10 protein-coding genes are annotated in these 13,802 nt (G+C 73.7%); 5 read left to right on the plus strand and 5 right to left on the minus strand.

Features of this window, described 5'->3' with window-relative positions; all coding sequences use genetic code 11:
• Positions 1 to 132: 132 nt before the first annotated feature.
• From ACWEFJ_RS10200 to ACWEFJ_RS10220, 5 genes are all read left to right on the plus strand, one after another.
• Positions 133 to 2,763: a cupredoxin domain-containing protein gene (locus tag ACWEFJ_RS10200; protein WP_449713546.1), complete on the plus strand. Its 2,631-nt coding sequence runs from the start codon at positions 133 to 135 to the stop codon at positions 2,761 to 2,763.
• A gap of 76 nt (positions 2,764 to 2,839) precedes the next feature.
• Positions 2,840 to 3,874, plus strand: coding sequence for a multicopper oxidase family protein (locus ACWEFJ_RS10205; protein ID WP_378097207.1), 1,035 nt, complete (start codon positions 2,840 to 2,842; stop codon positions 3,872 to 3,874).
• Positions 3,875 to 3,925: 51 nt separating this feature from the next.
• A complete protein-coding gene (locus ACWEFJ_RS10210) occupies positions 3,926 to 4,687 on the plus strand; it encodes a YcnI family copper-binding membrane protein (protein ID WP_449713547.1) in 762 nt (253 codons plus the stop codon).
• A 75-nt stretch (positions 4,688 to 4,762) separates the two neighbouring features.
• Positions 4,763 to 6,496 carry a copper resistance CopC/CopD family protein gene (locus ACWEFJ_RS10215; RefSeq protein ID WP_449713548.1) on the plus strand — a complete coding sequence of 578 codons (1,734 nt, stop codon included), beginning with the start codon at positions 4,763 to 4,765 and terminating at the stop codon, positions 6,494 to 6,496.
• 33 nt (positions 6,497 to 6,529) lie between these two features.
• A complete protein-coding gene (locus ACWEFJ_RS10220) occupies positions 6,530 to 7,297 on the plus strand; it encodes a helix-turn-helix domain-containing protein (RefSeq protein WP_449713549.1) in 768 nt (255 codons plus the stop codon).
• A gap of 353 nt (positions 7,298 to 7,650) precedes the next feature.
• Here the strand turns inward: ACWEFJ_RS10220 and ACWEFJ_RS10225 are convergent, their stop codons facing one another.
• The 5 genes from ACWEFJ_RS10225 to ACWEFJ_RS10245 form a co-directional block, all read right to left on the minus strand.
• A complete protein-coding gene (locus ACWEFJ_RS10225; protein WP_449713550.1) occupies positions 7,651 to 9,075 on the minus strand; it encodes a WGR domain-containing protein in 1,425 nt (474 codons plus the stop codon).
• A gap of 283 nt (positions 9,076 to 9,358) precedes the next feature.
• Complete coding sequence (locus ACWEFJ_RS10230; protein WP_449713551.1) at positions 9,359 to 10,690, minus strand: LLM class flavin-dependent oxidoreductase; 1,332 nt, start codon at positions 10,688 to 10,690, stop codon at positions 9,359 to 9,361.
• A gap of 2 nt (positions 10,691 to 10,692) precedes the next feature.
• Positions 10,693 to 11,880, minus strand: a complete 1,188-nt coding sequence (locus ACWEFJ_RS10235) for an ROK family transcriptional regulator (RefSeq protein ID WP_378093643.1) — start codon at positions 11,878 to 11,880, stop codon at positions 10,693 to 10,695.
• Entirely contained in the window at positions 11,877 to 12,230 is a 354-nt protein-coding gene (locus tag ACWEFJ_RS10240) for a 4Fe-4S dicluster domain-containing protein (RefSeq protein WP_449713552.1), read from the minus strand. The genes ACWEFJ_RS10235 and ACWEFJ_RS10240 overlap by 4 nt, the downstream gene beginning before the upstream one ends.
• Complete coding sequence (locus tag ACWEFJ_RS10245) at positions 12,227 to 13,798, minus strand: FAD-dependent oxidoreductase (protein ID WP_449713553.1); 1,572 nt, start codon at positions 13,796 to 13,798, stop codon at positions 12,227 to 12,229. The genes ACWEFJ_RS10240 and ACWEFJ_RS10245 overlap by 4 nt, the downstream gene beginning before the upstream one ends.
• Positions 13,799 to 13,802: the final 4 nt, after the last annotated feature.

The raw sequence follows: 13,802 nt of genomic DNA on the forward strand, positions 1-13,802 counted from the left end.
TCCGATGTGCCGTAACAGGTGCCAGAAGGGAAATCGATGCGCTCTCCACACGTACCACGCTTGTTCTCCCCGGGAAGGAGACGCCGTCGCGGGACACGGGCGATCGCGCTCGGATCCGCGCTGCTGCTCACCGTGGTCGGGGTCCTGCTGAACGCCCCGGCGGCCACCGCGGCCACGTTCACGGTGTCGATGCGGAACCTCCAGTACAACCCGCCGACGCTGAACGTGAGCGTCGGTGACACGGTCCGGTGGTCCAACGACGAGACCAACGGCGTCGTGCACAGCGTCACCGGCGGTCCGCTGTCCGCGGACGTGAACGCCGGGGAGTCCTACTCGTTCACCTTCACCAGCCCGGGCACCGTCAACTACCGCTGCCGCTTCCACCCGGACATGCTCGGCACGGTGGTGGTCGGCGGCACGACACCCACGACCACCACGGGCCCGACCACGACCACCACCACCACCACGACCGCGCCCACGACGACCACCACCACGCAGGCGCCCGCGCCGACGACGACCACCGGCTCGGGCGGGCTGCCGATCGGCGTCGGGCCGATCCCCGTGTCGTTCCACCTCACCGACGCCCAGGGTTCCTGGTACGACACGAACCTCAACCTGTTCGGCACCCGGTCCCTGGCCGTGGCCGAGCTGCCCAGGATCAAGACCGGCGGGCTGCTCCCGGGCCTGCCGCTGGACGGCCTGCCCCTGCTCGGCAACGGGGCGCTGCTCGGCTCGGCCGCGAGCGACCTGCTCAACGGCGACCTGGCGCGGCTGACGCAGCTGGCGTTCAACACCGGCTCGCCGCTGATCTCCAGCCTGGGCGTCGACCCGGCGCAACTGCTCGGGCTCGACAACCTGCGCACCGCGATCGGCAAGGTGCTGCCACCGCTCGACCTGCGGCTGATCAGGGCGAACGCGCTGATCAGCCAGCTGTCCCAGCAGATGGCCGCCCGCCCGGCCAACGCCAAGACCGCGCTGCTGGACCTGCCGGTCGGCGTGGAGCTGATGAAGGTGCTCGCCGACATCCAGAAGTACGTGCAGACGACCACGATCAGCCTGCCGGTGACGGTGAACTTCGACATCTCGGCCCCGGCCGCGGAGTCGGCGCACACCATCACCAACCTGATCTGGCCGGAGAACGCGGCGGGCTTCCCGTTCGACCAGCCCGGCGCGTTCGTGGGCAGCACGACCGCGCAGCTCACCGAACCGGGCCTCTACGCGTTCGTCTGCAAGATCCACCCGTACATGCTCGGCGCGGTGGTCGTGGACGACCCGCTGACCCCCGGCCTGGACTTCGGCAAGAAGCTGAAGGTCAACAGCCGGGCGTTGAACGTCCCGTCCGACGCCGACATCATCGCGCAGCTGGTGCAGAAGTTCTTCAACATCACCTCGCCGAACAACTGGCAGAAGTTCAGCAACACCGAGGCGCGGACCTGGAACCCGACGTTCCCGCCCGCGCCCATCCTGATGCACGACTCCAACGGCAACCCGCAGCTCGTGCCGATCCTCGACGCCTACTTCAAGAGCAAGTTCAACACGCCGAAGACCCTGCCCGCGTTGAACCAGCGCCCCGGCACGCCCGGCGTCGGCGAGGTCTGGATCGACACCCAGATGGAGAAGACGGCGAACAAGACCAAGTCCGGCACCGCGACCAAGGTCGACGTCTCCTCGTGGACGGTGGACCGCAAGGTCGCGCTGCCCGAGATCAACATGAACAACCCGCACAACATGTGGACCGACAAGGAGGAGAAGTACATCTACCAAACCGAGTGGTTCGGCAACAAGCTCGACGTCTTCGAGCGGGCGACGGGCCGGTTCGTGCGGCAGATCGAGGTCGGGCCGGACCCCTCGCACGTGATGACGAGGACCGACACCGACCAGCTCCACGTCGCGCTCAACGGCGGCGCGTCGGTGGTCGAGCTGTCGCCGGGCGCGACGAAGATCGACCGCCGCATCCCGGTGCAGGGTCCGGGCGAGAAGGTCGCGAACCCGCACGCCCACTGGATGACCGGTGACGGCAAGACCATGGTCACGCCGAACGTCAACAGCTACGACTCCACCATCGTGGACATCGCGTCGGGCGCGATCCGGAAGGAGGCCACCGGCGAACTGCCCATCGCCACCGGCATCACACCCGACGGCGCGAAGGCGTACGAGGCGAACTTCATGGGCGGCACGGTCTCCTGCATCTCGCTCAAGGAGAACGCCTGCAAGGACGGCGGCGCCACGCTGCACAGCAAGCAGATCGACCTGTGGCGCAACTACGACCCGGTGGCGGGCGAGCGCGGCCCCCACGGCGGTCTGCCGATCCAGCTCCCCGTGAGCCCGGACGGCAACGCGCTGCTCGTGGCGAACACGATGTCGTCCAACATCACGGTCATCGACCCGAAGACCGACGAGATCGTCAAGTGGTTGCCGTGCGACTCCGGTTGCCACGGCATCAACTACGGCGCGAAGCGGAGCGGCGGCTACTACGCCTACGTCTCCAGCAAGTTCGCCAACACGATGGCCGTCGTGGACATCGACCCGAACGGCGACGGCAACCCGGCCGACGCCGCCGTGGTCGGCAAGATGGTGCTCGACCCGAGCCCCACGACCGCGACCGACGACCGGGTCGTGGACCACGTGGGCATGGGCGGCATGGGCGTGCTCGCCGTGCCGCTGGTCTACGAGGGCTGGGTGCAGAACGTGCCCTCCAACCCGGTGAACGACCTGCTGACCTGTCGTCAGCGGCACCCGATCACCTTCGCCACCGATTGCTGACAACCCCCACCGCGTGGTCGGGAAGCCGTCCCCCCGACGGCTTCCCGGCCCCGCGCTGCCCTGCGGAAGGCGGCCCATGTCCACCGAGTTGGCAAGCGAAGAGATGTTCCCGACCGACGCGCCCCGCAAGCGCCGACGGCGCACGGCCCTGCCGGTCCTGATGGTCTTCCTGCTCTCCCTGTCCGCCGTCGTGGTGGGCGTGACGGCGTCCGGCACGACGACGCGGACGCCGGTCGCGGACCCCGTGCCGCCGGCCGCGGCGGGGGAGGACCTCGGCGACGGCACGAGGCTCGCGCCGTACGAGGTCGTCAACGGGGTCAAGGTGTTCCAGCTGCGGGCGGCGCCGATCTCCTGGGAGGTCTCGCCCGGCAACGTCCGCGAGGCGTTCGCCTACAACGGGATCGTGCCCGGACCCGTGATCCGGATCAACGAGGGCGACACCGTGCGCTTCGTGCTGCAGAACGACCTGCCGGAGCCCACCTCGCTGCACTGGCACGGCATGGACCTGCCCAACGACCAGGACGGCGTGCCCGGCCTGACGCAGCCGGAGGTCGAGCCGGGCCAGAGCTTCACCTACCAGTGGAAGGCCATCAGCACCGGCACCCACTGGTACCACTCGCACATGCACGGCGACCAGGAGGGCAAGGGCCTGTACGGCTCGCTGGAGGTCGTGCCGAGGTTCGGCGACATCGCCTCGGACCGCGACTACCGGTTGATCATCGGCGACGGCCCGCTGGGCTTCGTCTTCAACGGCAAGGGTTTCCCGGCCACCGCGCCGCTGCGGGCGCGGGTCGGCGAGCGGGTGCGCATCCGGCTGATCGGCGCCGGCCCCGAGATGATCCACCCGATCCACCTGCACCTCGGGCACTTCGACCTGGTGGCGCAGGACGGCAGACGGCTGCCGTCACCGCAGCAGATGGACACGGTGCTGGTCGGGGTCGGGCAGACCTACGACCTCATCTGGACACCGACGAGGGTCGGCAAGTGGATGATCCACTGCCACATCTTCTCCCACTCGGAGACCCATCACGGGATGGCCGGGCTGGTGTCCATCGTCAACGTCGACCCGCCCGCCGTCGGCCTCCCGCTGCCCCTGCCCCTGGGCGGCTGACGCGTGACCGCCCACCAGCCCGACGCAACCCCGACCGGTGAAGGGAAAACCATGTCCAGCCCCCAGCGGCGCGCCGCGCTCACCCTCGTCCTGGCGGCGCTCGCCTCCGCCGTCGCGACGATCCTCGTGACGCCCACCGCGTCGGCCCACGTCACCGTCTCACCGGGCACCGTCGAACCGGGCGGCTACGCCCGCGTGGTGTTCCGCGTGCCGAACGAGCGCGACGACGCCTCGACGACCCGGGTGGAGGTGTCCTTCCCGACCGACCACCGGTTCGCCTCCGCGTCCGTGCAACCCGTTCCCGGGTGGACCGCGACCACCCGGACGGAGCCGGTGGACCCGCCCGTCCGGGTGGGCGAGCGCACGGTGTCCGAGGCCGTGACGACCATCGCCTGGGAGGGCGGGACGGTGCCGCCAGGCCAGTTCCAGGAGTTCCCCGTCTCGCTGGGCCCGCTGCCCGCCGCGGGCACCGAGCTGGTGTTCAAGGCGTTGCAGACCTACTCCAGCGGCGAGGTGGTCCGGTGGATCGACGTCGAACGGGACGGCGAGGCCAGGCCGGAGCACCCGGCCCCGACGCTGTCCGTGGTCGCCGCGTCCGCGCCGCCGCCGCCCGCGCCCGCCTCGGACGTGGACGCGCTCGGCCGGGCGCTCGGCGGCGCGGGGCTGCTGGCCGGCCTGATCGCGTTCGCGCTGGCCGTGGTCGGCCGTCGGCCGTCGGCCGCACCGGCGGACGACGGGTCGGCCCGTGCGGCGGAACCCGGTGAGGACGCCGACCGGGCCCCGTCCACCGGGAACACGCCCGCACGGGTCTGACCACGCGGGGTCGACGGTCCTTCGACGGCCGTCGACCCCGCGCCCACCCCCGTCACCCTGGTGAGAGGAGAAGCGGTGAACAAGTTCGTGCGCGCGTGCGTCGCGTTCGCCCTGGCGCTGGTGCCGGTCCTGCTGCCGTTCCCGGGCGGGCCCGGTGTCGCCCGGGCGCACGCCACCGTCGTCTCGACCAGCCCGGCCGGGTGGGCGGTGCTCGACGCCTCGCCCGCCGAGGTGTCGCTCACCTTCAGCGAGCCCGTGGACCTCGGCCTGGCGACCGTGCGGCTCGTCGGGCCGGCCGGCGACCTGATCGGCACCGCCGCGCCCGCGCACGCCGAGGGCAGGCCGGAGGTGCTGGCGGTGTCCGTGCCGAGGGCGTTGTCCGACGGCAGCTACACGGTGAACTGGCAGGTCACGTCGGCGGACACCCATCCGGCCCGGGGCGCGTTCGTGTTCAGCGTGGGCCGGCCGTCGACCTCGGCGGCCGAGGCCGAGGTCGAGGCCGACGGCCTCGCGGTGGCGGCCTACGGCACGTCCCGGTGGTTGTCCTTCGCCGGGTTCGCGCTGCTGGGCGGCGCGGCGTTCTTCGTCGCGTGGTGCCAGGCCGCCGCCGTGGCCGGGCGGCGGGTTCGCGCGCTGCTGGTGAGCGGGTGGTGGGCGTCGGTCGCGGCCACCGCCCTGGTGCTGCTGCTCTACGGGCCCTACGCCACGTCCCGGCCGATCACCGCCGCGCTCGACCCGTCCCTGGTCGTGGACACCATCGGCACGCGGCTGGGCGTGGTGGTGCTCGTGCGTCTGCTGGTGCTGGGGCTGGTGGGGTTCGCGCTGGTGCGGTTCCTGCGTCGTGGTGGCGTGGAGGTGGAACGTCGTCGTCGCGGTGCGGTGGTGCTGGGGGCGGCGTGCCTGCTCGCGTTCACCTGGAGCGCCGCCTCGCACAGCGCGGCCGGCGGCCTGGTCGGTCTGTCGCTGGTGGTGGACGCGGTGCACCTCACCGCGATGGCCGTGTGGCTGGGCGGCCTGGTCGTGGTCGCGGCCGTCGTGGTGCGGTCCGACGACGTGCCCGCGATGCGCGTGGCGGTGCCGCGGTTCTCCCGGGTGGCGCTGGTGTCGGTGCTCGTGCTGGTCGTGACCGGCGCGTTCCAGTCCTGGCGGCTCCTGGACAGCCCGTCGGCCCTGCTCGGCACCCCGTACGGGCGGGTGCTGCTGGGCAAGCTCACGCTGGTGGCCGTGCTCCTCGCGCTCGGTGCGGCGGCCCGCCGCTGGGTGCGGCGGCACTACGGCTTCCCCGTGGTCACGGTGTCGGATCGGCGGCGGGTGGCGCGCGGTCCCGGCGCCGGGCCGGTGCGGCGCTTCGGCGCGGTCGTGGCGGCGGAGGCGGGCATCGCGGCGCTGGTGCTCGCGCTGACCGCGGTGCTGGTCAACACCGACCCCGCCGCGGTGGAGGAGGTCGCCGTGGCGCGGTCCGCGCCGGGCGAGCCCGTCGTGGCCGACTTCGACGCCGGCGGCGCGGCCGGGCGGGGCAAGGTCGCGGCCCTGGTGGCGCCGGGCGCGGCCGGCGGCAGCGAGGTGCACGTGGCCGTGCTGGACGAGCAGGGGCAGCCGAGGGAGGTGGCCGAGGTGCGCGCGACGCTGAGCCACGCCGAGCGGTCGCCGGGGCCGATGACCGTGCCGTTGCGTTACGGCGGTGTGCCGGGGCATTACCTCTCCGACGCGATCTCCCTGCCCGTATCCGGGCAGTGGGAGATGTCGTTGGCCATTCGCACATCCGATGTCGACGAGGCCATCGTGCGGGTTCCCGTGACCATCGCCTGACCGCGGTGATCGGACGAACGGATGGTGACCTCAATGTCCGCCCAAGACGCGCGCAGACTGCCACCCGACGCACTGGAGGCCCTGCGCCGGCGTGCCATCGCCGCGGTCGAGTCGGGCGTCTCCCGGGCGGAGGTCGCGCGGGTGTTCGGGGTGTCGCGGCAGACGATCAGCACCTGGCACCGCGAGTACCGGAGCCGGGGCGAGGAGGCGTTGCAGAGCAGGCGGCGGGGCAGGCGGCGGGGCGAGCAGCTCGCGCTGTCGTACGCGCAGCAGCTCTGGACGATCAGGGTCGTGACGACGTGCGGGCCGGAGCAGGTCGGGCTCGGGTACTGGCTGTGGACGAACCAGGCGGTGGTGGAGCTGGTCAACAGCCGGTTCGGGATCGCCCTGTCGGTCCCTACGGCGCGCAACTACCTGATCCGGTGGGGCGTGCTCGCCGAGTCGGTCCTGCTCCAACGACCGCGCGTCCGCCCGACCGCGCCCCCGGGGGCGGAGGCGTTGTGGGTCCACACCGCGCCCGCGCAGGGGCTGACCGGGCCGCCGTCGGGTGGCGCCGGCGGTCACGTGCTCTACGCCGTGTCGGCGCGCGGCACGGTGCTGTTCCTGGCCGGCCGCGACCCGTTCGACGGCGTCCGGCTGACCGAGTTCTTCACCCGGTTGGTCCGCCAACGCGGCCGCCGGCTGACCATCGTGCAGTCCTGGCGGCCAACCCGCCGCGCCGACGCGCTGACCGCGTGGCTCGGGCAGCAGGAGGGGCGGGTGTCGGTCCGGTTCCCGGCGGAGGGCGGTGCGGCGACCTGACGGCGCGGGACCTGCCCGGCCGGAATCCTGACGGCGCGGAGATCCGACAGCGAGGGAGCCCGGCGGAGGTCTGACGGGGCGGGGTCCTGGCGGGGTGGGCCTCCGGCGGGGTGGGGCTCTGGTGGCGCGGGGACCCGGCGGCGCGGGGTGGGCGGTCGGGCGGTTCACCGGCCGGGGTTGTTCTTCCCGGCCGTGGGGTTCGCTCCGGTCGCCGTTGCCTCCGGCGGTGGCCGGTCGGGTGGGCTGGGCGGGTTCGGGTGCGGAGGTGGTCGGTGTCGTGCGCCGGGTGGGCCGCGGTCGGGAGTGGCGGCCCACCCGGCGGGTGACGGTGGGTGCTGGAGGCCGGGCAGCCGTCAGCGCAGTCGCCTGATCTCGCCGCGCGTGCGGTAGAAGGAGCCGCTGGCCGAGGTGAGGACTTCGGTGACCAGGTAGCGCGCGCCCGGCACGCGGATGTTCTTCGGGAACTGCACGCCCCACGTCGGGTCGTAGCCGTCCGACACCACGTGCACCCGCACCCGGCCGCCCTCCTGGACGCACTCCACGACGACGCCCTCGCCCGGCACGGCGTGGGAGACGACCTCGACCTCGGCGGTGGGCTCGACGCGGGCGATCGGGCCCGCCTTGATGTCCCGGCGCGGGGGCAGTTGGCCCTGTTCGGCGGCCCGCACGGCGGTCGGGCCGGCGTCCAGGCACGCGAGCGAGCCGTCCGTCGTCACCAGGTAGAGCCGTTCGTCGCGGTACTGCATGGAGTAGGCCGAGCCGCAGCCGGTCGCGAGCTTCCACAGCCTCGTGCCGTCGGCGGCGAAGCAGTACACCGAGGACTGGTTGTCGCCCGCGAACACCAGCTCGCCGTCGGGGGAGGTGGCGCAGGAGAACACCGGCGCGTCGCAGCGGTAGTCGGCCACGTGCGCGCCGTCGGACTTGCGGATGCGCTGCACGTGGCCGCGGCTCGTGCCGGCGAACACCTCGCTGCGCTCCTGCCAGCCGAACAGCACCTGCCCCGCGGTCTCGGCGTGCCAGACCCGGTCGCCGCGGTGGGTGTAGTGCGTGACGCCGCGCGAGTGGCCGTGGAAGACGCCCTCGGGCGCGCAGCGGACCATCCACGCGCTGTCGCCGGTGGCCGGGCGCGACCACTGGAACTCGTCCTCGTGGTCCACCACCGTCACCCGGCCCTGCCGGTCGGACACGCCGAGCACGCCGTCGTGGATGTCGAGCCAGTAGATGTCCACGTCGTCGGCGATCTCGTAGGCCACCCGGGGCACCTTGGCCCCCAGGTCGTACACCCGGCCGTCGTCGCACCCGGCGTAGATCCAGAAGTCGTCGGCGACGATGCACTTGACCGCGTCCGGCAGGCCGAACCGCCCGGTGACCCGGCCGTCGTGGGCGAGGGTGTAGATGTCGCCGTTCTCGTTGCCGACCCACGCCTGGTCCTCGCCGACGTAGATGCCGTACGCCGGCGCGCCGGACGAGAACCGCCACAGCACCGGGGCCTGGCGGGCCGTCGACCGGGTGCTCACGATCTGCCGCCTGCTGACCGGTCTGCGCTGCCGCACGCCCCTGACCGCGGGCGCGTAGCCCTTGCGCACCTTCTCGCCGATCTTCCGCTCGGCGGCCTTGACCGCCTTGGCGTGGTCGGCGAAGGTCGCGGTGCGGACCTGGCCCTGCTCCCCGATGCGCCCGTAGGTGATGGTCACCTCGGTGTCCTCGACGCGCACCTCGTAGAACTTGTGCGCGCCGCCGCCCGCTTCGGACAGCTCCAAGTACGTGGTGGCGGTCATGCTCCCCCTCCTGCTCGATTGAGGGGCACGCTATCGGTCGCCACCGACAATTCCGGATCACGCCGGCCGGGCACCCGGCCGGCGTGACGCCGGGATCGCGGTCGGTCGGTGCCGCAGACCGCCCCGCCCCGCCACGCCGCCGGCGTCACGCCGGTCGTTCGTGCCGCCCGGACTCACGACGCCGCCGCGTCACGCCGGTCGTCCGTGCCGCCCGGACCCGCCACGCCGCCGGCGTGGCACCGGGGCATCGCGGCGGTGGCCGGTCGTCCGGGCCCGCGACGCGTCAGACCAGCGCGGTCGCGGCGTACCGGCCGGCCGGGCGCGGCAGGCCGTAGTGCTCGCGCAGCGTGCGGCCGGTGTACTCGGTGCGGAACAGGCCCCGGGACCGCAGCAGCGGCACCACGTGGTCCACGAAGTCCTCCAGGCCCGACGGCAGCAGCGGCGCCATCACGTTGAAGCCGTCCGCCGCGCCCGTGGTGAACCACAGCTCGATGTGGTCGGCGACCTGCTCGGGCGTGCCGGCGACGACCTGGTGCCCGCGCCCGCCGCCGAGCCGGCCGAGCAGTTGGCGCAGCGTCAACCCCTCGCGCACGGCCAGGTCGCGCACCAGCTCGAACCGGCTCTTCGCGCCGTTGACGCGGCTGACCGGCGGGAACTCCGGCAACCGCTCGTCGAGCGGGTGGTCGGTCAGGTCGACGCCGATCAGCTCGGCCAACTGCCGCACCGCCCGCGCCGGGATGATCAACGCGTCCAGCTCGTCGGCCAACGCCCGCGCCTGGGCCTCCGTGCCGCCGAGCACCGGGACGATCCCGGGCAGCACCTTGACGTCGTCGGCGTCCCGTCCCCGGGCCGTGACGCGGCGCTTGAGGTCGGCGTAGAACGCGGTCGCGTCGCCGTGCGTCTGGTGCGCGGTGAACACCGCCTCCGCCCACGCCGACGCGAACGCCCGGCCGTCCTCGCTCGACCCGGCCTGCACCAGCAGCGGGTGCCCCTGGGGGCTGCGCACCGCGTTCAGCGGGCCGCGCACCGAGAAGAACCGGCCCTTGTGGTTGATCTCGTGCACCTTGGCGTCCTCGGCGAACACGCCGGACTCCCGGTCCACGACCAGCGCGTCGTCCTCCCACGAGTCCCACAGCGCCGTGACGACGTCCAGGAACTCGGCGGCGCGCTCGTAGCGCTCGGCGTGCTCGGCGTTGACCTCGCGGTTGAAGTTCTGCGCCGCCCGGTCGCCCGCCGTGGTCACGATGTTCCACCCGGCGCGCCCGCCGCTGATGTGGTCGAGCGAGGAGAACAAGCGCGCCAGGTTGAACGGCTCGCTGAACCCGGTGGACGCGGTCGCGATCAGCCCGATGCGCTCGGTGGCCTGCGAGAGCGCGGTCAGCAGCGTGATCGGCTCGAACCGGTTGGCGGCGGTGTGCCGCACGTCGCCCCAGATCTGCACGCCGTCGGCCAGGAACACCGAGTCGAACGTGCCGCGCTCGGCGACCCGCGCCAGGTGCCGGAAGTGCGCCACGTCGTCGAGGGCGCGCGGGTCGGTGCGGGGGTGCCGCCAGGCGGCCTCGTGGTGGCCGACGCCCATGAGGAACGCGTTGAGGTGCAGCTCGCGTGCGGACAACTTCAGACTCCCAATCGGATCGGGTTGCGCAGGTTGAGGGGATCGGCGTAGATCGCGTCGAGCTGCACGGCCCCGGCCGCCACGCCGAGGACGTCCAGGCCGAAGCTGCTCGGCAGCACGGCCGAGGGCGACGGGCACACGCGCGACGCCGCGGCCACCTCGGCGCGCAGCGCGTCGGCGGACTCGGGCAGCCGGATGACACCCAGTTCGGTGACCACGAGGACGTCGGGGTTGACGATGTCGAACAGCAGCGCCGCCGCGCGGGCGACGATCCTGGCCCGGTCGACCAGCAGCGCGGTCGCCGCCGGGTTCCCGGCCACGGCGGCGTCGCCCAGGTCCGAGATCGACGGCCGGTCGATCACGCCCGACCCGTAGGCGCGCCACGCCCAGGCGCGGTCGGACACCGTGGCCTCCAGGCACCCGGTGCGGCCGCACGGGCACTGGATCGCCGGGTCGCCGAGCGCCAGGTGCGCGACGCCTCCCGCCGCCGACCGCGCGCCCCGGTGCGTGCCGCCGCCGGTGACGATCGCCGCGTCCACCACGTTGCCGACGAACAGGTGCACCAGCGACTCGTGGTGGCCCGCCGCGCCGAACAGCTGCTCGGCCCGCGCCAACGCCCGCGCGTGGCTGTCCACCAGCACCGGCAGGCCGGTCCGCGCGGCGAGCAGGTCCCGCACGGGCACGTCCCGCCAACCCAGCGAGGCGTGCTCGACCAGCACGCCCGCCTCGGTGTCGACCCAGCCGCCGGCGGCCACGCCGAGGCCGAGCGGCACGTGCCCCGGCAGGTGCTCGGCGTGCAACCGCACCAGGTGGTCGGCGGCGGTGGCCAGCACCTCCCGGTGGTCGTCCGGGTCGCGGTGCGGGACCCGGAGCCGGGCCCGGACGCGCCCGCGCAGGTCCAGCAGCGCGAGCGTGCAGTGCTCGTGGGCGATGTGGATGCCGGCCACCAGGTGCCGGCCGGTTTCCACGTCCACCGGCGTGTGCGGGCGGCCCATGCCCCGGTACGGCAACGCCTCCGCCACCTCGGTGAGCAGGCCGAGCCCGGCCAGGGCCGCGCAGTTGCGCGTCACCGCCGCCGGGCTGAGGCCGGTCAGCCGGGCGATGGTGGTGCGCGCGACCGGCCCGTGCCGCAGCACGGCGCCCAGCAACGCCGCGGCGGCCGTGCCGCGGCCCGCGACGCCGCCGTTCACGAGATCAGCGGCGGGCCGGACGGGGACAGCGCCGGACCGACCGCCCGCGCCGCGCCCGGCGTGCGCCCGTGGCCCCACCCGATGTCCCGGCGGTAGCTGCCGAGCAGCCCCGTGCGCCGCAGGTGCTCCTCGTCGTGGGCGGACGACCCCGCGGGCAGCGGGTGGGTCTGCGGCGCCACGAACAACGCGTCGGTCGGGCAGTTCGCCTCGCACTGGAAGCAGGTCTGGCAGTCCTGCTGCCTGCTGATCACCGGCACGCCGTCCGCGCCCCGGTCGAACACGTTGGTGGGGCACACCGCGACGCACTTGTCGCAGGCGACGCACCGCGCGACCGACACCAGCTCGATCATGCCGCGACCTCCTGCGGCCGGGCCCACACCTCGTCCAGGCCGCCGGAGGTGATCCGGAAGTGCTGGGCGGGGTCCAGGTCGGGGAAGTCGAGCCGCTTGGCCATGCCCCGGCTCTCCCGCCGCACGAGCGCCGAGGCGTACATCCAGCGGGCGTGCGCGGCCATCGCCGCGGCCTGGCGGGCGCGGACGAGGTCCGCGCCCTCGGCGTGCAGCCCGGAGCGCACCGCCGACCACGTGGCGTCGAGCCGCCCCAACGCCGTGCGCAGCACGTCACCGTGCCGCAGGTAGTTCTTGTCGTACGGCAGCACCTCGGCCTGCACGGCGGCCACGACGTCCGCCGGGGACGCGGCCGTCGTCGGGCCGGTCGGGCGCAGTCCCGCGCCGCCGGCGGCGGTCACCGGCCGCCGGGCGGCGAACGGGCCGAGCGCGCGGGCGAACCGGGCCGCCGCCCGCCCCGACCACGACCCGGACGAGATCGCCCACGCCGCGTTGTGGCTGCCGCCGCCGGTGAACCCGCCGCAGATCAGCTCCCTGGTCGCCGCGTCACCGGCCGCGTACAGGCCCGGCACGGTGGTGGCGCAGCCGTCATCGACGATCCGGATGCCGCCGGTGCCGCGCACCGTGCCCTCGGCCAGCAGGGTCACCGCGAACGGTTGGGTGAACGGGTCGATGCCCAGCCGGTCGAAGGTGAGGAAGAAGTTCGGCTGCGCCAGTCGCATCGCCTTGCGCGCCGCTTCGTCCGCGCGGTCGAGCTTGCAGAACACCTTCTCCCCGCCGAGCAGCGTCCGCGCGATCACCGACCGGCCGCGTTGGCTGCCCGCGCCGTCGAGCACCGAGCCGTCCGCCCGGTAGAACGTGGCGTAGTTGTAGAACGCGGTCTTGGTGACCGACGTGTGCTCGGGCGCGATGCCGTAGGCGTTGGAGAACTCCATGCCGGACAGCTCCGCGCCGACCTCGGCGGCGAACAGCGCGCCGTCACCGGTGTTGACGTCGCACCCCAACGCCTTGCTCAGGAACGCGCAGCCGCCGGTGGCGAGCACCACCGCGCCGGCCCGCACCCGGAACTCCCGGTCGGCCTGCCGCCGGTAGCCCGCCGCGCCCGCCACCGCGCCGTCGGCCGCGGTGAGCAGTTCGGTGACGGGGCTGTGGTCGAGGACCCGCACCCCGGCCCGGCGCACCCGGACGCGCTGCCGCCGCATGTACTCCGGCCCTTGCAGGCCGTTGCGCAGCGGCACGCCGTCCGGCCCGACCGGGAACGGGTAGCGGGCCACCTCGGCCAGCTCGTTGATCCGGTCGTAGGTCTCGTCCAGCACGCGGGCCATCCAGCGCCGGTCGGCCAGGTGCCCGCCCAGCGCCTCCCGGCTCGCCATGGCCCGCTCCCGGGCCTCGGGCTCCGGCGGCACGTACCACACGCCGGTGCCGCCGGACGCCGTCGCGCCGCTGGTGCCGCAGTACCCCTTGTCCGCCAGCACCACCGAGGCGCCGTCCTCGGCGGCCTTGAGCGCGGCCCAGGTCGCGGCGGGCCCACCGCCGACGACCAGCACGTCCGCGTCGAGTTCGAGCGTCATGCGA

The organism is Actinosynnema sp. NPDC004786 (genome assembly GCF_053601135.1).

What these genes read in the sequence shown, in the direction of transcription:
- ACWEFJ_RS10205 (WP_378097207.1), top strand. Translation starts at nt 2,840, where the DNA reads ATGTCCACCGAGTTGGCAAGCGAAGAGATGTTCCCGACCGACGCGCCC.
- ACWEFJ_RS10210 (WP_449713547.1), top strand. Translation starts at nt 3,926, where the DNA reads ATGTCCAGCCCCCAGCGGCGCGCCGCGCTCACCCTCGTCCTGGCGGCG.
- ACWEFJ_RS10220 (WP_449713549.1), top strand. Translation starts at nt 6,530, where the DNA reads ATGTCCGCCCAAGACGCGCGCAGACTGCCACCCGACGCACTGGAGGCC.
- ACWEFJ_RS10225 (WP_449713550.1), bottom strand. Translation starts at nt 9,075, where the DNA reads ATGACCGCCACCACGTACTTGGAGCTGTCCGAAGCGGGCGGCGGCGCG.
- ACWEFJ_RS10240 (WP_449713552.1), bottom strand. Translation starts at nt 12,230, where the DNA reads ATGATCGAGCTGGTGTCGGTCGCGCGGTGCGTCGCCTGCGACAAGTGC.
- ACWEFJ_RS10245 (WP_449713553.1), bottom strand. Translation starts at nt 13,798, where the DNA reads ATGACGCTCGAACTCGACGCGGACGTGCTGGTCGTCGGCGGTGGGCCC.